Here is a 22,155-nt window from a genome sequence, read left to right as displayed (position 1 = left end):
GTCTCCCACCATGATCGGGGAAGACCCATTAATATACAGTTTTAGTGAGTGGCAAACAACGGTGTTTTACACTTGTTGATGATAGAAAACCATCTGTTATGATGTTTTAGGCTAAATAAAATAACCGCCAGTGATTTTTAGGTTAATCACTGGCGGTTATTTTTTAGTATAGATTTTATCTGATTGTTTATACAGGTAATTTAGATTTATTTATAGACAACCGGGCATTAAAGCAACCACGATGGGTAACTAATCTATGTCTAACCAGCGGGCGTCAACGACCACGCCAAGTATCTTACAGTTACTATTGAGTTCAATTAATCGATAGGCAGGATTCAATGGTTTCAAATACTTAACACCCGCATCGACAATTAATTTCTTAAATGTGGCTTCATTGTCATCGGTCAGTTTGGCAATAACAAAATTACCGGGTAGCGGTTCTTTTTCTGGATCGACCAGAATAATCATCCCTTCCGGAAAACTGATACCCGAAGGTGAGGTCATGGAATCGCCTTTTACACTCAGCCAAAATGCATTGTCATGGGCACTTTTGGTCGATTCAGGCCATATTTCAATATCACGCAGGGTATAAGGCTCGATCGCTTCATACCAGTTACCCGCACTTATCCAACTGATTAACGGATAGCTGCTGGCGATCGATCTTACCGGTTTATCATTTAGCCCTGTACGGGTAGAGATCGACAGACTTTCGGCCATTTTTGCCAATTCTCTGGCCAGGGAAGGGCTAAAGCTGCTGATAGGCTCATTCAGAACTTTGGCAAAAGCGGCGGCATTAGTCACATTGATCGGATTTATACCGTTCAGGAATTGATTTACGGCACTTTGCCCCACCCCCAATTCGTGTGCGACGGACTCTTGGGATATACCCAGCGTTTTTTTCTTAGCATTAAACAGCTCTTTCAGCCGCTTAGCGTCGTCTAATTGTTCTGGCGTCAATGGCTTCTTTTTCATGAGTCAATTTTATTACCGTTAGCAATAATATCCAATCACCTGCGGTATTGACTATAAAATCACTTGCGGTAATAATCAATCAAAATATATAAGGGAAACGCATGGAACCGCAGCGGCAAAGCGTACAGTTAGCCGCATCAGAGGTATACGCGGCATGAGTTTTGCTCTGATTATCACAAGAAGACGGTGGCCAGACTTATCGGTGGTTTCCGTTGTTGAGCAATCGATAGGCAGAGGTGTCATCATCTGACCCCGCCTTTGTGGAGTAGTTATTTATGAGTTCAATAAACGATACACTCGCGGGAAACCACAGCCAGAAGAGCCCCGGTATGAGAGATATTCAACGGGCATTGGCACGTTGGGGGGTATGGGCAAGATATCGCTCGGGGTTGGATTATTCCTCTATCGCTGCGGGCTTTAAAGGGTTATTGCCAGATACCTCTAAAAGTAAAGCATCGTGCTGTGATGATGATGGTTTAGTGGTGGATGGTTGTGTGGCCCGATTAAAACAATACCGGCCAGATGAATATGAATTGATTATCCGTCATTACGTGCTTAACCAATCCAAGCGAGCGATCGCCCGTCAGCAGAAAAGAGATGAAAAACTGGTTAGGATTAATATGCAAATGGCGGAGGGCTTTGTTGATGGTTGCCTGGCTATGTTGAATGTGAAATTAGAAATGGATCCATTAATCGAAAACTTACATATTTATGAAAAAACATTAACGCGGTCCGCAAAAAGTGTATTAGTCTGATATTACTGGTTCGCAAGTGACGCAATTACAATAATTTTAAATCTCGCTTTGGCGGGATTTTTCATTTTCATTTGTTAAGTTTTCGCGCAAAAAAATAAATTTAATTTTTTATAAAAAAAACTAACGCGGTCCGCAAAAAGTAGTTTAGTCTGATATCACTGGTTCATTACATCTTGATTAACTCACAGGAAAGCCCCGCATTGCTGGGGCTTTCCTGTTTCTATTTGTAATATGCGTCAGTGTATCGATAGGGAGGTGCTAAATGAATGAACAGAGCCAACTTCCGTATTGGTGGACAGGATTTCTTGCCTTATTTTCGGCGCTGTGTCTACAGGACTATATCTTTATTCTGGGTACAGTAATTAGCGTAATATTTACTATCAAGACGTATTACGTCAATTTACGTGCCAAAGACGCAATAATTAAAGAAGAGCAGCGAAGAACAGAAATACTGCGGGATATTCTACGTAATAAAACCGCGGCGGATATTCCAGCCGTCATTACAAGGAGGTGATGTATCTATCCCCGAACAGGGCAATCATTTATCAGGAGAATAACCATGACAGGTATTGATAGCGGAAATCTTATTTCTTATCGGGTGAAATCATGAACGCCGCAATAATCAGGCAACTGGCAGCAGCGGCGTTACTGGGTAAAACAGATGCGGAAGATCGTATCTATTTAACAGATGCCTGGCCGATCACCGCTTATCCGGCCATTTTGTTGCAGACGCCAGTAGAAGTAAAAGAATCCATTGGTCGCAATGCACCGCAGTTTAACACCTTGACGACCTTGCGCATTAGTGGACATATCCCATTGAGTGAGGCGGATAACCGGGTCACTGAAGCTGCATCAGCACTTGAGCGTTTATGTGAGCAAATTCAACGTGCGGTGATTAACAGTTATCAACTGACCCGTCAGATCCAGCAATTTGCCAAAGTACGCACCACCATGGGTATCGACGCCAGCAGCGAACAGCATTTTGCTGCAGTGAAAGTGGAGTTGGATCTTGAGTATTACCAGGGACCGGAGGATTTCTCCCCACTGGAAACCACCGAATTGGAGGGCATCGACGTCACTATTAATATGCCTGATGGCACCACAGACCCTCTGCTCGCCATCACCTTCCCGGAGTAACCCTATGTTCGTCAAACCAATGGCGGGTCGCGCAGTGCGTGACCCGGTTAAGGGCACCTTTTTGCCTGAATCTGGCACCGAGGTGCCGGATAACGCGTTTTGGCACCGTCGTATACAAGACGGTGATGTAGTGCAGCTCTCGGCTAAATCAGCGGGTTCTGTCTTTGATGTATTAACAACAGAGAGTACAAATCTATGACTATTCCTTTTACTAATATCCCGAGCAATCTACGCACGCCCTTGTTCTTTGCAGAATTTGATAATTCTCAGGCCAATACTGCGAGCACCACCCAACGCACCTTGATTATCGGGCAAACATTAGCAGAAAGTACCTTACCCGCCAATGTGCCGGTGTTGGTGTCATCCGCTGCCACCGCGGCTAATTTGTGTGGTGCCGGTTCGATGCTACATGGGCAAATGACGGCGTATTTGGCCAATGATACGGCGGGTGAAGTTTATCTGTTACCCCTGAGTGACTCTGACGCTATGGTGGCGGCCATTGGTAGAGTCACGGTATCGACTCCGGCATCAGCAACCGGGGTTATTTCACTGTATATCGGTGGTATTCGTGTACAAACCACCGTTGTTGCCACGGATGATGTCAATACTGTTGCTGCTGCACTGGCAGCGGCCATTGAGAATAAACCTGAGTTGCCGGTCACGGTGGTTCATACCGGTGAGACGGTATCAGAAGGTGCGGTGGTGGTGTTGGCGGCCAAAAATAAGGGGGCGCATGGCAATAATATCGACCTGCGTCTGAACTATCTGGGCAGTGCGGGGGGTGAAACGACTCCGGACAGTCTGGTACTGACAATCTTACCTATGGCTGGCGGGGCAGGAGCGCCTGAGTTGGCCAGTGGCCTGGCAAATTTGCAGGATCGCACTTTCGATTTCATCATCAATCCCTATACAGACACAGCTTCACTGGACGCTATCAAAGAATTTCTTTCCGATAGTACCGGTCGCTGGAGTTACAGCCAGCAGTTGTACGGTCATAGCTTTGCCGCTCAGCCCGGTACTTATGGTCAACTGACGGCGGCCGGTGAGCTGCGTAATGATCAACATGCCTCGCTGCTAGGGATTAATAACTCACCGACACCGGCCTACATCTGGTCGGCTGCCTATGTGGGGGCGATTGCGCAAAGCTTGCGTAATGATCCGGGCCGCCCGTTGCAAACACTGGCAGTCAGTGGCGTCTTGCCGCCACCCTTGTCCAGCCGCTTTACCCTGACTGAGCGCAATAACTTGTTGCACAGTGGCATCTCTACCGTGACGGTGGCGGATGACAGCAGGGTTCAAGTGGAAAATATCATTACTACCTATCAGACCAATAAATACGGTGCTGCAGACGATAGTTATCTGCAAATTGAGACATTGTTCCTGCTGATGTTTGTTACCCGTTATCTGCGCACTCAAGTGACCTCCAAGTTTGCCCGTATGAAGCTGGCTGCGGATGGTACCCGCTTTGCGCCGGGATCGGCCATCATCACACCGAATGTCATCCGCGCTGAGCTGATTGCTCAGTATCAGACCTTGGAATTTAACGGTTATGTGCAGGATTCTAAAGGTTTTGCCAAGGGATTGATGGTAGAGAAAAGTGCCAGCAACCCGAATCGTGTTGATGTGTTGTGGACGGGGGTGCTAATTAATCAGTTGCGCATCTTTGCTGTCCTCAATCAATTCCGCCTGCAAGCGGCTGTTTAATCCCCGGCTACTTAACAAACTAATAAACAAAGGAAATAAACTATGAGCGATACTTCAAACCGCTTGGCGGGGACCGCTTATGTCACCGTTGATGGCATTACTATCATGGTGGCCGGTCAGTTCAAATACAGCCCTTCAAAGGTAAAACGTGAAACAGTGATGGGGATGGATGGGGTGCATGGCTATAAAGAGACTGTAGTTGCACCATCTATCTCTTGCACCATCCGTGACAGCGGCGGTGTCACTATTAGTGACTTTAACGACCAGACTAACGTCAATATTGTCTGTGAACTGGCGAATGGGAAAACCATCATCGGCAGTGGTATGTGGTCGGTAAGTACCCTGGTCGTAGACAGCACGGAAGGCACGGTGGATGTGAGTTGGGAAGGCGGTTCGGTGACGGAGAACTAATATGGCTGAATTGGAGCGCAGTAAAACTATTTCGTTGGTAAAACCTATCTCGCATGAGGCCACCAAGACCACCTATGAGGTGGTCGAACTCAGTGAGCCGACCTTGTTGCAAGTGCAGCAATTCTACGATGAGCAAACTAAGTCTGGTTCGCTCAGCGGCATGGGATTGCTGATTGCATTAGTGTCCGGGGTGCCGCGTGAGGCCATTAAAAAAATGGCTTTCACCGACTATAAAGCCTGCGAGGTCTACATGATGAGTTTTTTAGCCTACTCCCCAACGGGGGACGATGGCGCGAAATAATCGCTGACGTCACTTACTACTATAGTTGGGGGCCAGGTGATGCCTGGTCCCTGACCTACAGTAATTTAAGGTGGTGGTGCCAGCAGGCCGAGCGGATTAATAAAATTAAGGCTGGCAAAAATGGCTGATGAATCCAACACTGATGGAGCTTCTCCATTATCTAAAATACCGTCTCAAATATTTACGGGTTATAAATTATTTCGCAGAGGAAATACGATGATTAATGTCGGAGCTGCGGGGGTGGAATGGCTCGATGAAGGAGCAAGTGAGGCTTATAACATAAATAAGGCAGCACAAAATGTTGGCGCTCCTATTGATCAATTCAGTCAGGTTAGTGGCGCTATGCATATTCGAGGTGCTGATAAAATAGCTGCGATAAAATCAACTGAACGGCTCTACAGCAATTTGAATAATATGCTATGGGGCCAAAATGTTCAGGGGTTAGCACAGTTACATAAATATGGTTTTGATATTATCAGTAATGAAAATGGTACCGCGGATGTTCCTGCAACAATGGCTCAAATTGCCGAAGATTTTCCGCAAATGGCACCGAAAGCGCAAAGCATCCTGACGAATGCTCTGAATACAGATAGTAATAGCATTGAGTTGCTGAGAGAGGGGCTGCAGTTAAAAGATTTGCTGGCGAAATCGACGCTATTTGGCTTAACCATTGATCCTGAACTCAATGCACGACTGGCTGAATTAGAGAGCCAAACAACTGAATTAGGTGCGGCCTGGGAAGGACTGAAAAATAAAGTATCTAACTTTGGATACAAGATATTGGTTACTGATAACTCCCTAACTAATGGAATCGGTGGCTTAACTGATTTAATTACCCGTGGGCCGAATAATTTCAGCATAATGCGCAGCTTAGGGGTAATCAATGGTAATGATTCGGAGAAAATGAACTCGGCATATAATGATGATGATTTTAAACGGCAGCTTAATTGGTATGAAATTACCATGCTTAATAGCGGTTTAATGACTGATGGATTTCGTAAAAAATATCAGGATTATAATGAGTCTAAAAATGCCGCGACAGTCCTCTATAAGGCCGAGGATATTGGTATTATTTCTGGGCTTAAACCCTCTCAAGCAGAATTAGAACCGTCAACTGCCCTTTTTAATCTTGGGTTGGTACCTGAAGTTGAAGCTCAAACACCGACGGAAAATACCTGGAGCAATAACCGTGTTACGGATCTAAATACACCAGACCCTTATTCTCTTTGGCCTTTATCTTCTATTTCAGCGGAGGGTGGTGTAGACACCACTGCGATAAATATATCACCTATTTACACTGAATCTGCGGGCGGTTCTAACCTCAGTGCCATTGCTGATGTTATTGCCACCGCGATGCAAAATAATCGGGTGCAAATTGAATTGACCTTAATTGACGGCCGAACCGGTGAAAGCTCGGTGATCCCAGCGGAGGGTGGGGGCAGAATCACTCACGCTATGCAAATGTAAACTGGCAATTCATATCACTAAGGCTTAGATACAACTCGCTGCGGCGAGTTTGATAATAATGACAAAGCTGCTGATAGCTCAGTGAGTGAAGGGTTTACCGCACCTAGGGGCACTCCGGTGGCTCACGCCACTACGACCCCAACGGCACGATCCCCCTTCATTCGACTTTTTCAGCAGTCTGCAACTCGCTGCGGCGAGTTTTTTACTTTCTAGAGTTCATCATTATTAATGGTTTGTGATTTTTTATGGATCATAACTATATGAAAGGAGAGATAAATGTCACTTATCGGTAATACATTATCAGCACTCTTGGGCGGCAGTGATGATAGCTGGCAATGGTCGGAACACCTACATCAAGCCTCGTTTCGTGGTGTTCCCTTTGTAATCAGTAGCGGTTCTGGCACTTTTGGCCGCCGTCAGGCAGTACACAGCTATCCCTATCGTGATACCAGTTATATCGAAGATCTCGGTCGTAGCGCCCGAAGCATGGTCTTGACCGGCTTTCTGGTACAAAACAGCCAAATCTATACTGCGCCGGATGTAATGACTCAGCGTGATTCATTGGTTGCAGCATGTGAAATGGCGGGGGCTGCTACGCTGGTCCACCCAACTCTCGGTGAAATGACAGTAAGTGTCATTGATAGCGGTTTAAAAATTGATGAGAGGGCGACGGATGGGCGGGTGTTTTCATTCACTTTAACCGTGATCGAATCAGGCTTGCGTGCCTTTGCCATCACCAGTTCAGCGGAAATGGGCGCGTCCATTCAGTCGTCCTGGTTGGGTCTTAGCGCCAAAGCCGTTGCCGGTTTTATCTCAACTGTGAAAGGTGAAATGCGCTCGGCCACGCAGGCGATAAAAACGCTGAAAAGCACCGCGGCTTTTTGGGGGCGGATGGTGACCAACACTACCAATGAAGCCAATAATCTGGCTAATACACTGCGCTCAACCTTTGGCCGCAACCGCTATGGTCGCTACAACCACGGCACGGTGGGCGGCAGTAGTTCGGGGGCGACAACGGTGGTGAGTCAGCAAAGTGATACTGCGGATTTATCGCGGCTGGTGGCGCAACGGTTGGCGTTTGCCGTCGAAGGGCAGGCAGCGATTGAGGCTGCGGTGGGCGAATTGCTTAGTGCCAACAGTATTGACGGCCATGCCGACCAGATGTTGCTGCTGGTTAATGCGCTGCTGAACAGTGGCATCAGTACTCTGGATGTTATCCGCATCACGGAAAACCTGGCGACGGCCCACAATGAGACGTTCCGCGCGAATAACAGTGACATGGCGGTTGCTGATGCCAGTCATCACTTAATGACAACCCTATGCGCTGGGGCGATGGTCCAGGCGGCGGCGCAATATCAGCCGGAAAGCTATGACGATGCCGTTGCAGTGCTAGGAAGGGTGTGTGAAGTCATTGACGGCCAGGCATTGGCGGCAGCCGATCACGGCAATGATGAAACCTACCGTGCGTTGCTGCAAATGCGGGGATCTATCGTGGCGCTGTTACAACAGGCGGGGGCTAATTTATCGCGGGTTGGCGAGGTCAGCTTTAACCGCTCACTGCCCGCGCTAATGTTGGCAAACCGGCTGTATCAGGATGCATCACGCGGTGATGCGTTGGTGAAAATGGCCAATCCTATTCATCCAGCATTTATGCCGATCCGCTTTAAGGCATTAAATCTATGAATAATACAATCATAAGTGATGACCTGACGCTGGAAGTGGGTGGCAGGGCGATAACCGGCTGGAGCAAAATACAGATCACGCGAGGCATAGAAAAATTACCCAGCAGCTTTGAACTCTCACTGATGGACCGCTATCCTGCCAGTGAAGGGCAGCAGTGGGTTAACCCCGGCGATCCCTGTGTGGTTAAATTGGGTAATGATGCGGTACTCAATGGCTATATCGATAGCTGGGATAGCGCGATTACGGCCACAACCCATGAAATCAGCGCCAAGGGACGTAGCAAGTGCCAGGATTTAGTGGATTGTTCTGCCCAGTGGCCTAACAGTGTGATCAGCCAGTCTACGGTATTGCAGATTGCGCAAAAACTGGCCGAACCTTACGGCATTAAAGTGACTTCCGATATCACCGACATGACTATCGTGCCGCAATTCACGCTCAATTGGGGGGAAACGGCACAAGCAGTCATTGATCATGTCACTCGTCCGGCAGCGTTGCTTTATTACGACCAGCCGGATGGCAATCTATATCTGACGCGGGCCGGAACCCGTAAAGCAGCAAGTGGCGTGGCGCAAGGCGTCAACATTCTAAGTGCCAATCTTCATACTGATATTAATCAACGCTTTACTGATTATACCGGTGTGGTGCTCTCTGCCAATGCCGTGGCCCAGCGTTCGCCCTCGGGTGGCAATAACACCTCGGTGTTGCTCACCACGCGGGATAGCCAATTGGCTGAGCAGTTTCCGGATCGCCATCGTAATCGCGTCATTATCGTCGAAAGTACCGTGAACTCACTGCATCTACTGAAAGATTGCCTCGATTGGGAAATGAACCGCCGCTACGGTCGCGCCAAAGTCCTGACAGTAGATGTGGACAGTTGGCGCGATCGTGATAATCGACTATGGGAAGTCAATACATTGATTCCAATCACTATTCCTGCTATGGGGCTGAAAGATGAGCTGTGGCTGCTATCGGACCTGCTTTACCTGAAAAATGAGAAGGGAACGATAGCGAAAATGACCTTGATGCCACCGGCAGCCTTTACATTTCAGCCCTATAACATCAAGTGAAACAGGAGACTAACAATGAATGACCTGAGTGGGCAAATTTCGACCTTGTACCGGCAGATAAAAATGCTACTAGGGATCGGGCGAGTCACCGCCTCCGACGATAGCGATGGGGTGCAAACCGTGCAATATCAAACGCAACTGGAGGTCCACAGTGATACCCCCAGATTGGCCGAGTTTGGTTTCTCATCGGGATTGCCTGCCGGCAGTGATGTGGTTATCGGTTTTCTGGGGGGAGACCGCTCCAGCGGCCTGATTATCGCATCCAACCATCCGTCTTACCGCCATTCGGGGCTAACTGCCGGGGAAACGGTGATTTACTCCCAGTGGGGGCAATTTATAAAACTGACGGAAAGTGGCGTGATTATTGAGGCTAATAATCAGCCAGTCACGGTGAATAACGCGACAGAAGTCACGGTAAACGCATCGGTAAAAGTACAGCTCAATACGCCGTTACTGGAGGTCAGCGGCGACATCGTTGATAACGCGGGTAGCAATAGCACCACGTTGAAAACCTTACGTGATGCCTATAACAGCCATAATCATCAACTCAAAAACGTACAGTCGGGCAGTGCAACACTCACCAGTGAAGCGCCCGCTAAGGTGGTGAGATGACAACCGATATTAAAACAGTTTGGGATGTTAATGCGTCGCTGGGTGACTGGCAAACAGGTAATGGTGGTTTACTGGATGGTGATGATTTGCATACCGCCATTTTGCTGAGTTTGTTCACTGATCGCTTGGCGCGGATGGATGATGCTATTGATGGGGATGATCGCCGCGGCTGGTGGGGTGACAGCGGTGCGACATCGCCCATCGGTTCGCGGCTGTGGTTGCTGCGGCGACAGAAACTCACCACTCAGCTTGCTATTAAAGCGGAGGATTACGCGGCGGAAGCACTGGCCTGGCTGATGGAAGAGGGGGTCGTGGCGGCAATCACCACTCGTACACAAATCATTTATCCCAACACATTGTTGCTACTGATTGCTTATCAACAACCGGGTAAAACTCAATCATCAGCTAAATTTTCATGGGTATGGGAGGAGTAATTCATGCCATTTAATCGACCCACATTAAGCGAATTGCGGCAACGAAATCAGTCTTATATCCAATCGGAACTGAAAACCGGCGGTAACTTACTGCGTTTCTCCAATATCGGGGTGATCAGTGACGCAGACGCCGGTATGGCTCATCTGCATTACGGTTATTTGGATTATATTGCCCGACAAGCCACACCTTACAATGCGACCGACGAGTATCTTGCTGCCTGGGCGGCACTGAAAGATATATTCCGCAAAGCAGCGAATCCAGCCCGTTGCGCCGATGTTCGCTTCAGTGGCATTGCCGGGCGAGTTATTCCCGCCGGGCGCTTGCTCAATCGGGCTGACGGTTACCCGTATCGGCTCGATAATGAACTGAAGATCGCCACTGATGGCAGCGCATTTGGCGAAATTACCGCACTGTTGCCCAGTCCGTTGGACGATGCTACTGGCGGTGGTAACCGTGGCAACAGTGCCGCAGGGACGGTTCTCACATTGGATATTGCTATTGATGGTGTTCAGGCCACCGCCACGGCGCTGAGCAAAATCACGGGAGGCGCGGATATTGAATCCGAAGATGCCTTTCGCTCCCGTATGCTATTGGCCTATCAGAACGTCCCACAGGGGGGTAATGACACCGATTATCAATCCTGGGCGTTAGCGGTGTCGGGAGTGACTCGTTGCTGGGTTAAACGGCGCTTGATGGGGGCGGGTACGGTGGGGATCTATATCATGTGTGATGGCAATGATCACGGTGGTTTCCCACAGGGTAGCGACGGTATTTCATCTCTGGAGTCATGGGGCGCGGTAAAAGCCAGCGGTGATCAGGGGCGGGTGGCAGATAATATTTATCCACAGCAACCGATCATTGCGGTGGTCTATGTTTGTGCTCCAGCAGCACAACTCATTGATTTTGTTATCAGTGGAATTCCGAATGCGGACAGTGCCACTACCGCTGCGATCAATGCCGCCATCGACGAGGTGTTTTTCACTGAAGGCGAACCCGGTGGCAAAATTCTGTGGTCATCGCTGCTATTGGCTATCGGCGAGGTTGCCGGTACCGGTGGTTTTATTATGCAATCTCCGGCGGCCAACATTGAGCTGCAAACCGGCAAACTCCCCGTCAGGGGTACAGTGGGCTACCTATGAGCCGCTATGCTGTCAGTGAATATACCGAAGCGTTACAAGCATTAATGCCGATGGGATTAGTTTGGCCACGGCGACCGGATGGGGTGCAAACTGGGGTACTGCGGGCGCTGGCCAATGCTTATCAGCGCAGTGATGAAGATGCGCAGGATTTACTGTCGTCCGCTTTCCCTGCCACGGCCACCGCCATGCTCCCCGAGTGGGAAGCCACTGTGGGGCTGCCGGATTTGTGTGCCATTGGTGAAGTGGACAGCATGATCCAGCGTCAGCGGGCAGTGGTGTCGAAACTGTTTGGCATCGGTGGCCAGTCTGCGGCCTATTTTATCCGTGTGGCAATGGCGTTGGGTTACAGCATTGCTATCAGCCAATATCGGCAGGCTTGCGCGGGAATGTCTGTTTGTGGTGATGCTCTAAACGGTGAAGAGTGGCCATTTACCTGGCTGATAACCGCACCGGAAACCACCATTAATTATGCTCAGTGCAGCTTAACTTATTGCAGTGATCCGCTGCGCTCATGGGGTAATAAGCAACTAGAGTGCCGCTTAACCGTGTTAAATCCGTCTCATAGCATTCTGAAATTTGGCTACGTTAGCTAACTAACCAATCTCTATTAATTTAAAACGCCTTAACGGGTGAGGATTTTCTATGCAAAAAATTGGCGATATTCCTAATACACGCGCCGACAGTAATGGCGAGTTTACCGACGGCAATGTTGCCGGTGGTGTTCCCCCAACGATATTACCGGCCGAGTGGTTTAATACTATTCAGCGGGAATTAGTTGAAGTTGTTCAAGTGGGAGGATTAGTGTTAGACCCAAATGATGACACTCAAATATTAGCCGCAATGAAAAAGTTATTTTTGCAAGCTGGCAATAATCTCTCTGAGATAAAAGCTGCTGGCCCAACGGCTATTGCTACGGTTCTCGTAAACCTTGGTCTTGGAGATGTGTCAGCACCAGGAAAAACAGCAGTCATTGTGAATAGTGGAAGAAATGCTAATGGCTACTGGAAAAAATATAACGACAACACTATTGAAATGCATGGTTTTGCCTCAACGAGGGCTAACGGAACCGGAGATGTAATTTTGCCCATACCACTCCCCTCGGAGGTTCAGTTCGATAACGTACTTTTGACCGCCCACTACAAGACTAATACACCATCTGCCTTAAGAGGAATCATGGTTAACGACAACGCAACTACAACAACATCGTTCAGTGTGCTTGCAATGACGAGCGCGGGTGTGGATACAGGAATGAACGGTTTTTCATGGAGACTGACACATGAGGTACTTTAATCCTACAACGAAAACAGAATACATAGTTGGTATGCATGATGTAAGCGAGTGCACTGAATTACCCGATGACAACTGGTTTTTCACAACATCACGCATCCCCGAAGGCAAAGAGTTATCAGTTAATGATAAAGGGGAACCCGTACTGATTGATTCTCAGCCAAACCATCTATAAATATAATCCAGCAGAAGAACGCCCTACTTTATTAGGGTGTTATAACAAACAATCGGGAGATTAATACAAGCATTTCTAGCATCCTATTTTGTATTGTGCAGAATAGGCATATTACTGTGTAGCGATGTGATGCGAAAAAATCGCCGGGCTACAATCAACCGCACCCGATATTGAGTGGCCGGTAGCACCTAAGTAATAATACCAAACCGGGCTTAATGGCCCGGTCTATTCATCTGCCTGCTTAAGCAGGCTCCGCAATGCTACCCCAACCCGCAATAACGCCCTCGTTAGTCTCCCCATTTTATGCTAAATTCGCGTATCTCAGGCCATAGCCTCGTTTCAGGTATCAGTATGTTTACATATAAAGAAATATCAGCGCTGAACGAACTGGAATTGATCGTTTATAATTACATCACAAAAAATACCGACAAAGTGATGTATATGACCATCAGGGAACTGGCTGATGCTGCTGGCGTTTCTACCACCACTGTTTTACGTTTCTGCAAAAAAATGAATTGTGATGGCTACTCTGAATTCCGTGTCCGTTTTAAACTCTATTTACAACATGATGAAAAATTACCGGTCAGTTTTGGTATCAGTGAAATAATTAGCTATTTTAAAAGTATTAATAATAGTGAGTTTGATGAATTACTTGATACCGCTGCGGCACAAATAGCCGCCACTCGCCGAATTATTTTTGTTGGCATAGGGACTTCCGGTGCCTTGGGGAAATACAGCGCCCGCTTCTTTTCTAATATAGGTAAGTTCAGTACTTATATTGACGATCCTTATTACCCTATCAACAGTGATATGTATCAAGATGCTATTGCTATCATCCTCTCCGTCTCTGGTGAAACAGAAGAAATTATCCGCATTGCCAATCAGTTCAATTTACAGAATTGCAAGATAATCAGCCTGACTAACAGTGATAACTCTACTCTCGCCAAAATGGCTGATCTTAATATCTCCTACCATATGCCGCCTCTGGTTTTAGAAGGTCATTATAATATTACCACTCAAATTCCGGTATTATATATTATTGAAACCATTGGCAAGAAACTACCGAAACTCATACATAAAGAACCTAGAATAAGCTAATAAAAACAGTGTGAAACAGGGTGTTTTTTAGGTGTAACATATTCCAAATTACGAATTTTGTTATATCGTGACTTAGCTTTTCTTTTTGTTAAACTCCAATTCCAGTCGACTAAAAATATTAATAATAAGTCGATAACGTTTTTATCTTACGCTCAGCACCGGTGACAGGAGATTAATAATGGCAATAGATTACGCATTGACCGCGCGGGAAATAATTAAATATATTGGTGGCGATAATAATGTGATTAATGTCACACATTGCGCTACCCGTTTACGTTTTATATTGAAAGATAATAAAGCTATTGATAAAGAGCGGTTAAATCGTGTTAAAGGCGTCATTACCGTTATTGAGGCTGGCGGGCAAATGCAGGTGGTGATCGGTAATCACGTCGGCGATGCCTATAAACATGTCATCAGCCTGATTAATATCGATGAAAGTGCTCCGATTGCTGCACCCAAGGTAGGCATTGTTAGCCGCCTGATGGATATCATTTCCAGTATTTTCGCACCTTTCCTCTATCCGCTAGCTGCATGCGGTATCTTACAGGGGATTATTTCTTTTCTGGCTGCGATTGGCTGGATGGATGCCGCTAGCGGCACCTATCGCATTCTGAATTTTGTTTCCTGGACTGGGTTTACCTTCCTGCCAGTGATGGTGGCCTTTACTGCCGCCAAAAAATTCAATGTTAATCCCTTTACTGCCGTGATTACGGCTTGCGCGCTGATCAGCCCCGATTATATGAATATGCTGACGGCCAACAAAATCACCACCCTGAACTCGGCCGATCCGGCAGTTCAGCAACTGATGCATGAAGCACTGAATAATCCGCAGATTGCCCATATTTTGAATACCATTGCGGGTATTCCATTATCGTCCCCAACCTTGGATTTCTTCGGTATTCCCGTGCAATACCTCAGTTACACCGCCTCGGTTATCCCGATTATTTTGATGGTGTGGGCTATGTCCTACGTGCAGCGCTTCTTTGAACGGATCCTGCCGATGGTAGTGCGTAACCTGTTTACCCCGATGTTTTGTATTGCCATCATGGTTCCATTGACGTTATTAGTGTTCGGCCCAATAGGCAACCTGATCGGTGGTGCGATTGGCGGTGTTTATAATACGCTTTATAACCTTAGTCCGGCGGTTGCAGGGTTTATGGTCGGAGCTTTCTGGCAACCATTGGTGACATTGGGCGTGCATTGGGGTATCACACCGGTCACGGTGGGTAACTACGCGACACTGGGTTATGACACCTTTACCGGCCTGCAAGCTTCTGCGGTCTTCGCCATGGCAGGCACCATGTTTGGTGTTTATTTAAAAACCCGTAACAGTGAGATGAAAGGCATGTCACTGTCGGCGGGTATTACTGCTTTATTCGGTATTACCGAACCGGCAATTTACGGTGTGGCATTACGGCTGAAAAAACCTTTCTTATGCAGTTGTGCCGCCGGTGGGATTGGTGGCGCTATCGCCGGTTCGTTTAATGCGGTGTCGTGGAGCTACTGCTTACCCGGTATCGCCGTGCTGCCGGTCTTTTTCAAAGAAGGGCATATGACGCAGTTCCTGGGTTTCCTGCTGTCTATCACCGTCGCTTTCGTATTGGGCACCGTGTTCACCTGGCTGGTTGGCTTTACTGATGAGCCGGAGCCGGTGGAACAACAACGTCATTCTGAAGCACCTGAGGCACAGATTGCTCAAGCACAAATGAACCAGAGCTAGCTGTTTTAATTGTTAGGCGGGGTTTGTCAGGCAATTAAGGTTGTCAGGCCAATAAGTTTATCAGGTAAAATAAGGTCATCGGATAAATCAGCCCCGCCACTGATTTTCATTTTCAGGGTGTATAAATTGCCCGCAGTATTTAAGGGAGAGTGTTATGAGCCACAAACAATTACCGAAAGATTTCTTATGGGGCGGCGCAGTCGCAGCACATCAGGTAGAGGGTGGTTGGGATAAAGGCGGCAAAGGCGTGAGTATTGCCGATGTGCTTTCCGGTGGCGCTCATGGTGTTGACCGCGTGATGACCGACGGTGTGCAGGACGGCTACCGTTATCCAAACCATGAAGCGGTTGATTTTTATAGCCATTATAAAGAAGACATCGCATTGTTTGCGGAAATGGGCTTCAAATGTTTCCGTACGTCTATCGCCTGGACACGTATTTTCCCGAACGGTGATGAGCAGCAACCCAATGAAGCGGGTCTGCAATTTTACGACGACATGTTTGATGAGTTACTGAAATACGGTATCGAACCGGTCATTACCTTATCTCACTTCGAAATGCCTTGGCATTTGGTTAAAGAATACGGTGGCTGGAAAAACCGTAAAGTGGTCGATTTCTTCGTGAAATTCAGTGAAGTGGTGATGGAGCGTTATAAAAGCAAAGTCAAATACTGGATGACATTCAACGAGATCAATAACCAGCGTAACTGGAAGTATCCATTGTTTGGTTATTGTTGTTCGGGCGTGGTATTCACGGAGCAGGAAAACCCGGAAGAAACCCTGTATCAAGTGCTGCATCACCAGTTTGTTGCCAGTGCTAAAGTGGTCAAACTCGGCCATGCCATTAATCCGGAATTCAAGATTGGTTGCATGGTGGCAATGGTGCCATTGTACCCATTCTCCTGCCACCCGGATGACATGATGTATTCCGTTGAAGCTATGCGCGAACGTTATCTGTTCGGCGACGTCCACATGCGCGGTTATTACCCGTCATATATCTTGAACGAGTGGGAGCGTCGCGGCTTCACCATCAAGATGGAGGAGGGGGACCTTGAGACGTTGCGTGAAGGTTGCGCCGATTATATGGGACTGAGCTATTACATGAGTAACGCGGTTTCTGCGACCAATCCGGGCAACGGCAACTCACTTTCTGGCTTTGAAGGCAGTGTGCCGAACCCACATGTTAAAGCTTCAGATTGGGGATGGCAGATTGATCCTGTCGGTTTGCGTTATTCATTGAGTGTATTGTACGAGCGTTACCAAAAACCGCTGTTTATTGTTGAAAATGGCTTTGGCGCTATTGATAAAGTGGCCGCCGACGGCATGGTACATGATGATTACCGTATTGCTTATCTCAAAGCCCATATTGAGCAGATGAAAAAAGCGGTGTTTGAAGATGGTGTTGATTTAATGGGCTATACCCCATGGGGCTGCATTGACTGCGTATCATTCACCACCGGTGAATACAGCAAACGTTATGGTTTTATCTATGTGGATAAGAACGATGACGGCACCGGCACCATGGCCCGTTCACGTAAATTGAGCTTTGACTGGTATAAGAAAGTTATCAGTAGCAACGGTGAAGATCTGTAACATTTAAGCCACCACAATAGCAGGGAAGGTCGCTCAATAATCTGGGTGGCATTTCCCTGGTTCTGTCGCATTAAGGCGCAGGAAGGTAACATGTTGTTTTTTGATGTTGCCTGCCTAAATAAACGGCCATACCACTTTTGCTGACCTGCCGCCGTTAACGCGACACAACCTTTTTAATTCCGTATTCTCTGTATTCGTAATTAGAACATCGAGAGCAGTAAGGCAACGGGCAAACTCAAGGGCCAGCTTATGCCGATAAGAAATGAGGATAAACACCTTACTATCAAACTGTTATCCCGCGTGAGTGGGAAGATGATAAAAGTAGAAGCAATAACTCCAATCACGTAAATGCAGAACAGGATAAATCCGATATTCATGGGGAAACTTTCCTTTTAACCATGTTGTTTGATCAGTATCGCCGAAAGAGTCTGTATTTTTGCAAGGTAATGCTGCTCAGGTGAACGTGGCTCGCCGCGCACTGGAATTATCAACGGTTGATTTTGGCATTATTGAGGGTATTCGCCCCGTAGAACGGCAAAAAGAAAAGGGGGCCAGCCAGACAATGAACAGCCGCCACATTATCGGTGATGCTAGGGGTAAAGCCAACAGGGTGACCGGCTGAGCGATCACCCTAAATCATAGCCAAAAAGTATAAGCTGATCATTATACCTTCCATAAAACCTCAAGCAATACGGATCTCTAGGTGGTTTATTATTAATAAGCTACTCAATCACCAGAAGAAATTAACCCCTTCACGTAGAACTTTCTTAGGAACATAGTTATTCAAACCTGACGCATGGCAATACTCAATAAAATCTTTTAAAGAGTGACAGCCCACTTTCTCATAAATAAATCTAATCCTATTTTCAATGGTTCTACTTGATAAGAATAATTTTTCTGCTATTTCTTTTGCTGTCATTTTTTGAATTGCATAAAATATTATATCAAGTTCCTTTTCTGAAAAATCCTCAATAGGTGGGGTTAGAGTAATAACAGAGGGTTTTAAGCTTTTAAAAAAATCACATACAGAAAGAAAGTTAAATTTTTTACCATAAAAAACAGTTCCTAACACATCCCCCTTTTGGTTATAAATAGGAAATTTAGGGAAGTACCACGGTGAAAGGATCCTTTCACGCCCAAAAGAAGACGTTACAATGATCTCTGCGCCCTCTCTACTTTGCTCCGCCTTTCTGTCGTGAGCCTTGAAACTATCACTATACTCAGACCATTGGCATGGCATTTCCTCATCTAAACGCCCTTCAAAATCAAAGCCAGGCTGAATATCAAACAAATCAAGACAAGATTCATTTAAATAAACAAATTTGGATTTATTATCTTTTATAGCCCAAGGAATGTTGGCCTTTTCCATTATGGAAATGAGGGGTATTTTACTGAGTGAATCAACAATCAAGCTAGATTCATCTGAGGGACTGATTTTTTTATCTTCCATAAAATAAACTCCTGACTCGTCAAAAAAACACTTTAATCAATAAAAACCACCTTAACTATAGCCACCAGGTGGCTCACATGGAAAAACGCTAACCAATAAAAATAATCATGCGAGAAATAATTTCTCAATTAAAAATGGACTATGGATATATACATCAAGCAATATAAATTAATCATACCTTCACTAAAGAAATAACTAACAATAAGTAAATATTATTTTAAACTAAAAATGGGGGAAATACACTAACCAAACAAGATGATTTTTTATATAATTAACTAACACTATTTTAATTATTACGCTTATTACATATTGACAATATAATGCTTAATGTTACTACTATCGCGCAATATTTAAATGGTAAATTCACAGCAGTATTAAAGCCACTTTCATGTGAACGCTTTTTGCATTTTGGCACTCTACGGGTCAAGCCAAAGGAATGCCAGAAAGAGATATGAGGCCATCTGTGGGTATGCTGTTCGCGCCGTTGAGAAGTTGCGCGGTGAGCATCAATACTGCCGACATATATTAGCTTTTATCAAAACCAGTCCTTTTACACTGAATGAGCCTGACTACGGGAACATAATGAGCACAAAGCTAAATATCCCAACTCAGGACTTGCGGGGCCTTAAAGGTCGATGCCGAACCACCAGCAGGTTTTATGCTTAGGCCAAAACTGCGGCAGTGGGAGAACCGGAAATACCTGCAATGGGTGAAATCGCAGCCTTGCTGCGGGTGTGGTAACGGTGGCTGTGACCCTCACCATATCATCGGACAGCAACTAAGGCTCATGACTTGTTCACATTCCCGTGGTGTCGTACCTGCCATGACAAATTGCATGACAACCAGCGCGCATGGGAAGAAGAATATGGCAGCCAGATAGTTCTGTTATTTCGTTTTATGGATCGTTCGATCGGTATAGGGGCTTTAGCATGAGAGACCTTTCTTTAGTTTTGGCCCGCTGGGGCGTTTGGGCGCGCGATAATTCCGGTACCGATTATTCATCTATCGCGGCGGGATTTAAGGGGTTATTGCCAGTGACCGCCAGTCGTAAAGAATCTTGTTGTGATGATGATGGGCTGCTGGTGGATGCGGCGGTAGGGCGACTTAAGAAGGTCGCGCGTGAAGAGGATTATGACCTGATTGTGCAGCACTACAAAAAAGGTATTTCGAAGTCGGCTATTGCCCGACATCAGAAATGTTCTGAGGGGAAGGTCAGACTAAAACTTATGATAGCGGAAACTTTTGTTGATGCCTGCCTGCTTATGGCGGGAGTAAAATTAGAAATGGATGAATGGACAACTAAATATAATAGTGGGAAAACTGAATAAAAAGCTATTCGTTACGAATCTTACCCTTTATTGCGTTAAGAGTGGTTACTTAGTCACGTAGCTTACACCCTTAAAAAAGGCCTCGAATATCGCGGGGCTTTGTCGTTTTTAGGGTATGCGGTCAGCACATTGGTAGATTTACTTCACTGGAAGGGGTGAGTAATGTCTGAATTATCTGAAAAATAACCCTGTTGATAATATGTTTATTAATTGATGGTAGAATGCACACCCTAACCGCCATTAGCTCATCCGGAAAGAGCAACAGCTTTCTAAGCTGAAGGTACGTGGTTCAAGTCCTCGATGGCGGACCAAATAATGGATAGGCTGGGTTTAAGTCGATGACGGGATACCCTGAGATGTCCAGCCTGCTTTCTTAAGTGAGTTCCAAGAGAAAAGTGCATCAGGTGTTGTTGATTGCACTATCGGCGTCTCCTTACGGAAATTGCCTGATGCGCTTCTCTGTTGTGATAGTTGCTTTTATAGTGATTGTTGGCTCAGTCGTTCTTCCCGTGGAACTAGCTATCACAACACTATATTTCAAAGCCCAGCCCTAACTGGTTGGGCTTTTTCATTTCTACATTCGCATGGGTACTGGGTTGGTTAATCCAATCGTTGTGAAACAGTACCCAGCCGAATGTGGTGAATGCGCAGATGTTACACTGAAAGCATTAAGGTAAAATCCTCCCATTGCAATGCCGACGAGATCATAGTTATGAAAAAGTTGGCTGATGATTATTTTCTGGATGCTGATGATGAATTGGTAAACTTTCTGGAAAAATAGGGCGAAGATTGCATCCGAGAAATTTACCAATCAAATGCACTGAATAAAGAAAATGGGTACAAACTGCTAAGCATCCTAATAGTAGGTATAGGTTCTTCTTTTTGGCTGTTAACACAGAGGCAGGCTTTAGACTTTTTGAGTACGGGAATCTCCGTGTTCACTATATATTGGGCATTCTGTGCTGTTTATCTGGTTCGATGCGCCCTTGAGCTGTCAGCAGTTGATTTTGGTGTTATCGAAGGTCTCCGCCCAGTAGAACGGCAAAAGGAGCTGGTAGCCAGCGGTAAAAGTCAGACGATGAACAGCCGCCACTTGACCGGACACGCTATTGATGTGTTTGCTTACCCCACATCTGCCGGATCGTGGGAATGGAAATACTACGAACAGATAGCCAGCGCATTCAAACAGGCGTCCAAAGATATTGGCGTTCCGATTGAGTGGGGCGGTGACTGAAAGACGGGCCTCACTTCCAACTACCACATAAAGAATATCCCGCATGAGCTGTAAGCATCGGCGGATCGGTAGCGCCGGAAATATGCGGAGTAACACTACCTGCGGGGTACACTGCATCAGCCTTAATCAGTGTTCGCCGTATATCCGCAAGCGCTTTTGCTTTCGGATATCAAGTTGATAGGACAGTAACAATAACATCTTATCCGGCGATAAGTGGGTCCACATCAGCGACAGGGCAAAAAGTAGACATGACGGGGATAATTCCGGCTAACTCGTTGTCTGTATTGTGTGAATCTTCCGCGAACATTGGGGGGTCTGGTAATACAACAGTGACTACCTCGCCACAAAATACGAATGCGAATGGACGAATTAGATTTCAATCAAGCACGGCATTAGTTTGTGGTACGGCGTGGTGTACTATATTTAATAACATCGCTTCGGTGTATATAACAATAACCGGGACTGGTACTTCATATGCATATGCCATGGTAGTCAGTGGGTATACTTTCTAGGAGATAAATATATGGCTAGTGTCGCGTTTGAAGATAATACAGAACAGAAAATAATAGCGTGGGGTTGTGGTGAATTT

Annotated in this window: 21 protein-coding genes, 1 tRNA gene and 5 pseudogenes; 24 read left to right on the top strand and 3 right to left on the bottom strand. The window is 46.4% G+C overall.

Annotation, left to right across the window (positions count from 1 at the left end; all coding sequences use genetic code 11):
- Positions 1 to 249: 249 nt before the first annotated feature.
- Complete coding sequence (locus AEP37_RS12415) at positions 250 to 972, bottom strand: LexA family protein (RefSeq protein WP_049613601.1); 723 nt, start codon at positions 970 to 972, stop codon at positions 250 to 252.
- Positions 973 to 1,301: 329 nt separating this feature from the next.
- Here AEP37_RS12415 and AEP37_RS12410 point away from each other — a divergent pair, with 329 nt between their 5' ends.
- The 18 genes and pseudogenes from AEP37_RS12410 (at position 1,302) to AEP37_RS12320 (ending at position 17,554) form a co-directional block, all read left to right on the top strand.
- Positions 1,302 to 1,727, top strand: coding sequence for an antiterminator Q family protein (locus AEP37_RS12410; RefSeq protein ID WP_268872764.1), 426 nt, complete (start codon positions 1,302 to 1,304; stop codon positions 1,725 to 1,727).
- Positions 1,728 to 1,989: 262 nt separating this feature from the next.
- Entirely contained in the window at positions 1,990 to 2,241 is a 252-nt protein-coding gene (locus tag AEP37_RS12405; RefSeq protein WP_049613599.1) for a hypothetical protein, read from the top strand.
- Between the two features lie 92 nt (positions 2,242 to 2,333).
- A complete protein-coding gene (locus AEP37_RS12400; RefSeq protein ID WP_049613598.1) occupies positions 2,334 to 2,864 on the top strand; it encodes a hypothetical protein in 531 nt (176 codons plus the stop codon).
- A gap of 4 nt (positions 2,865 to 2,868) precedes the next feature.
- Positions 2,869 to 3,063 (top strand): DUF2635 domain-containing protein, encoded by a 195-nt coding sequence (locus tag AEP37_RS12395; protein ID WP_049613597.1) that lies wholly within the window; start codon positions 2,869 to 2,871, stop codon positions 3,061 to 3,063.
- Entirely contained in the window at positions 3,060 to 4,568 is a 1,509-nt protein-coding gene (locus AEP37_RS12390) for a phage tail sheath subtilisin-like domain-containing protein (RefSeq protein ID WP_049613596.1), read from the top strand. The genes AEP37_RS12395 and AEP37_RS12390 overlap by 4 nt, the downstream gene beginning before the upstream one ends.
- Positions 4,569 to 4,610: 42 nt before the next feature.
- On the top strand, positions 4,611 to 4,979 hold the full coding sequence (locus AEP37_RS12385) for a phage tail tube protein (RefSeq protein ID WP_049613595.1): 369 nt from the start codon (positions 4,611 to 4,613) through the stop codon (positions 4,977 to 4,979).
- Position 4,980: 1 nt separating this feature from the next.
- Positions 4,981 to 5,280 carry a phage tail assembly protein gene (locus AEP37_RS12380; RefSeq protein ID WP_049613594.1) on the top strand — a complete coding sequence of 100 codons (300 nt, stop codon included), beginning with the start codon at positions 4,981 to 4,983 and terminating at the stop codon, positions 5,278 to 5,280.
- Positions 5,281 to 5,400: 120 nt separating this feature from the next.
- Positions 5,401 to 6,747, top strand: coding sequence for a hypothetical protein (locus AEP37_RS12375; protein ID WP_049613593.1), 1,347 nt, complete (start codon positions 5,401 to 5,403; stop codon positions 6,745 to 6,747).
- 276 nt (positions 6,748 to 7,023) lie between these two features.
- Positions 7,024 to 8,430, top strand: a complete 1,407-nt coding sequence (locus AEP37_RS12370; RefSeq protein ID WP_049613592.1) for a DNA circularization protein — start codon at positions 7,024 to 7,026, stop codon at positions 8,428 to 8,430.
- Positions 8,431 to 8,441: 11 nt separating this feature from the next.
- The gene (locus AEP37_RS12365; RefSeq protein WP_049613607.1) at positions 8,442 to 9,497 is read left to right on the top strand and encodes a phage baseplate assembly protein; all 1,056 of its coding nucleotides are present in this window, start codon (positions 8,442 to 8,444) and stop codon (positions 9,495 to 9,497) included.
- A gap of 15 nt (positions 9,498 to 9,512) precedes the next feature.
- A complete protein-coding gene (locus tag AEP37_RS12360; protein WP_049613591.1) occupies positions 9,513 to 10,109 on the top strand; it encodes a phage baseplate assembly protein domain-containing protein in 597 nt (198 codons plus the stop codon).
- Positions 10,106 to 10,543, top strand: coding sequence for a phage GP46 family protein (locus AEP37_RS12355; protein WP_049613590.1), 438 nt, complete (start codon positions 10,106 to 10,108; stop codon positions 10,541 to 10,543). The genes AEP37_RS12360 and AEP37_RS12355 overlap by 4 nt, the downstream gene beginning before the upstream one ends.
- 3 nt (positions 10,544 to 10,546) lie before the next feature.
- A complete protein-coding gene (locus AEP37_RS12350; protein ID WP_049613589.1) occupies positions 10,547 to 11,683 on the top strand; it encodes a baseplate J/gp47 family protein in 1,137 nt (378 codons plus the stop codon).
- The gene (locus tag AEP37_RS12345) at positions 11,680 to 12,276 is read left to right on the top strand and encodes a YmfQ family protein (protein WP_049613588.1); all 597 of its coding nucleotides are present in this window, start codon (positions 11,680 to 11,682) and stop codon (positions 12,274 to 12,276) included. The genes AEP37_RS12350 and AEP37_RS12345 overlap by 4 nt, the downstream gene beginning before the upstream one ends.
- Before the next feature lie 49 nt (positions 12,277 to 12,325).
- Positions 12,326 to 12,634: pseudogene (locus AEP37_RS12340) on the top strand (phage tail protein); the annotation flags it as partial.
- 862 nt (positions 12,635 to 13,496) lie between these two features.
- Positions 13,497 to 14,243, top strand: a complete 747-nt coding sequence (locus AEP37_RS12330) for a MurR/RpiR family transcriptional regulator (RefSeq protein ID WP_049613586.1) — start codon at positions 13,497 to 13,499, stop codon at positions 14,241 to 14,243.
- A 178-nt stretch (positions 14,244 to 14,421) separates the two neighbouring features.
- The gene (locus AEP37_RS12325) at positions 14,422 to 15,963 is read left to right on the top strand and encodes a PTS transporter subunit EIIC (RefSeq protein WP_049613585.1); all 1,542 of its coding nucleotides are present in this window, start codon (positions 14,422 to 14,424) and stop codon (positions 15,961 to 15,963) included.
- Between the two features lie 154 nt (positions 15,964 to 16,117).
- Positions 16,118 to 17,554 carry a 6-phospho-beta-glucosidase gene (locus tag AEP37_RS12320; RefSeq protein ID WP_049613584.1) on the top strand — a complete coding sequence of 479 codons (1,437 nt, stop codon included), beginning with the start codon at positions 16,118 to 16,120 and terminating at the stop codon, positions 17,552 to 17,554.
- Positions 17,555 to 17,754: 200 nt separating this feature from the next.
- Here AEP37_RS12320 and AEP37_RS24290 read toward each other — a convergent pair whose 3' ends face one another.
- Positions 17,755 to 17,931: a GhoT/OrtT family toxin gene (locus AEP37_RS24290; RefSeq protein ID WP_053101961.1), complete on the bottom strand. Its 177-nt coding sequence runs from the start codon at positions 17,929 to 17,931 to the stop codon at positions 17,755 to 17,757.
- Positions 17,932 to 17,990: 59 nt separating this feature from the next.
- Here AEP37_RS24290 and AEP37_RS12315 point away from each other — a divergent pair.
- Positions 17,991 to 18,146: pseudogene (locus AEP37_RS12315) on the top strand (M15 family metallopeptidase); the annotation flags it as partial.
- 138 nt (positions 18,147 to 18,284) lie between these two features.
- On the opposite strand, the gene AEP37_RS12310 reads toward AEP37_RS12315, so the two are convergent.
- Entirely contained in the window at positions 18,285 to 19,004 is a 720-nt protein-coding gene (locus AEP37_RS12310; RefSeq protein ID WP_049613583.1) for a helix-turn-helix transcriptional regulator, read from the bottom strand.
- Positions 19,005 to 19,457: 453 nt separating this feature from the next.
- On the opposite strand from AEP37_RS12310, the pseudogene AEP37_RS26530 reads away from it, so the two are divergent.
- The 5 genes and pseudogenes from AEP37_RS26530 to AEP37_RS12295 form a co-directional block, all read left to right on the top strand.
- Positions 19,458 to 19,631, top strand: a pseudogene (locus AEP37_RS26530) (DinB/UmuC family translesion DNA polymerase); the annotation flags it as partial.
- Positions 19,632 to 19,662: 31 nt separating this feature from the next.
- Positions 19,663 to 19,937, top strand: a pseudogene (locus AEP37_RS24895) (DUF968 domain-containing protein).
- The gene (locus AEP37_RS12305) at positions 19,934 to 20,332 is read left to right on the top strand and encodes an antiterminator Q family protein (protein ID WP_049613582.1); all 399 of its coding nucleotides are present in this window, start codon (positions 19,934 to 19,936) and stop codon (positions 20,330 to 20,332) included. The pseudogene AEP37_RS24895 and the gene AEP37_RS12305 overlap by 4 nt, the downstream one beginning before the upstream one ends.
- A gap of 234 nt (positions 20,333 to 20,566) precedes the next feature.
- Positions 20,567 to 20,643: transfer RNA gene (locus AEP37_RS12300), tRNA-Arg, on the top strand.
- A 605-nt stretch (positions 20,644 to 21,248) separates the two neighbouring features.
- Positions 21,249 to 21,613 (top strand): annotated as a pseudogene (locus AEP37_RS12295) (M15 family metallopeptidase).
- The last annotated feature ends 542 nt before the right edge of the window (positions 21,614 to 22,155 follow it).

Source organism: Yersinia pekkanenii, from assembly GCF_001152565.1.
GTDB classification, from domain to species: domain Bacteria; phylum Pseudomonadota; class Gammaproteobacteria; order Enterobacterales; family Enterobacteriaceae; genus Yersinia; species Yersinia pekkanenii.
Note: the sequence above shows the minus strand (reverse complement) of the source record. Positions and strands in the feature narration are given on the sequence as shown.

Excerpts from the sequence above, each read along its gene's own strand:
- AEP37_RS12415 (WP_049613601.1), bottom strand. The coding sequence starts at position 972 with ATGAAAAAGAAGCCATTGACGCCAGAACAATTAGACGACGCTAAGCGG.
- AEP37_RS12410 (WP_268872764.1), top strand. The coding sequence starts at position 1,302 with ATGAGAGATATTCAACGGGCATTGGCACGTTGGGGGGTATGGGCAAGA.
- AEP37_RS12405 (WP_049613599.1), top strand. The coding sequence starts at position 1,990 with ATGAATGAACAGAGCCAACTTCCGTATTGGTGGACAGGATTTCTTGCC.
- AEP37_RS12400 (WP_049613598.1), top strand. The coding sequence starts at position 2,334 with ATGAACGCCGCAATAATCAGGCAACTGGCAGCAGCGGCGTTACTGGGT.
- AEP37_RS12395 (WP_049613597.1), top strand. The coding sequence starts at position 2,869 with ATGTTCGTCAAACCAATGGCGGGTCGCGCAGTGCGTGACCCGGTTAAG.
- AEP37_RS12390 (WP_049613596.1), top strand. The coding sequence starts at position 3,060 with ATGACTATTCCTTTTACTAATATCCCGAGCAATCTACGCACGCCCTTG.
- AEP37_RS12385 (WP_049613595.1), top strand. The coding sequence starts at position 4,611 with ATGAGCGATACTTCAAACCGCTTGGCGGGGACCGCTTATGTCACCGTT.
- AEP37_RS12380 (WP_049613594.1), top strand. The coding sequence starts at position 4,981 with ATGGCTGAATTGGAGCGCAGTAAAACTATTTCGTTGGTAAAACCTATC.
- AEP37_RS12375 (WP_049613593.1), top strand. The coding sequence starts at position 5,401 with ATGGCTGATGAATCCAACACTGATGGAGCTTCTCCATTATCTAAAATA.
- AEP37_RS12370 (WP_049613592.1), top strand. The coding sequence starts at position 7,024 with ATGTCACTTATCGGTAATACATTATCAGCACTCTTGGGCGGCAGTGAT.
- AEP37_RS12360 (WP_049613591.1), top strand. The coding sequence starts at position 9,513 with ATGAATGACCTGAGTGGGCAAATTTCGACCTTGTACCGGCAGATAAAA.
- AEP37_RS12355 (WP_049613590.1), top strand. The coding sequence starts at position 10,106 with ATGACAACCGATATTAAAACAGTTTGGGATGTTAATGCGTCGCTGGGT.
- AEP37_RS12350 (WP_049613589.1), top strand. The coding sequence starts at position 10,547 with ATGCCATTTAATCGACCCACATTAAGCGAATTGCGGCAACGAAATCAG.
- AEP37_RS12345 (WP_049613588.1), top strand. The coding sequence starts at position 11,680 with ATGAGCCGCTATGCTGTCAGTGAATATACCGAAGCGTTACAAGCATTA.
- AEP37_RS12330 (WP_049613586.1), top strand. The coding sequence starts at position 13,497 with ATGTTTACATATAAAGAAATATCAGCGCTGAACGAACTGGAATTGATC.
- AEP37_RS12325 (WP_049613585.1), top strand. The coding sequence starts at position 14,422 with ATGGCAATAGATTACGCATTGACCGCGCGGGAAATAATTAAATATATT.
- AEP37_RS12320 (WP_049613584.1), top strand. The coding sequence starts at position 16,118 with ATGAGCCACAAACAATTACCGAAAGATTTCTTATGGGGCGGCGCAGTC.
- AEP37_RS24290 (WP_053101961.1), bottom strand. The coding sequence starts at position 17,931 with ATGAATATCGGATTTATCCTGTTCTGCATTTACGTGATTGGAGTTATT.
- AEP37_RS12310 (WP_049613583.1), bottom strand. The coding sequence starts at position 19,004 with ATGGAAGATAAAAAAATCAGTCCCTCAGATGAATCTAGCTTGATTGTT.
- AEP37_RS12305 (WP_049613582.1), top strand. The coding sequence starts at position 19,934 with ATGAGAGACCTTTCTTTAGTTTTGGCCCGCTGGGGCGTTTGGGCGCGC.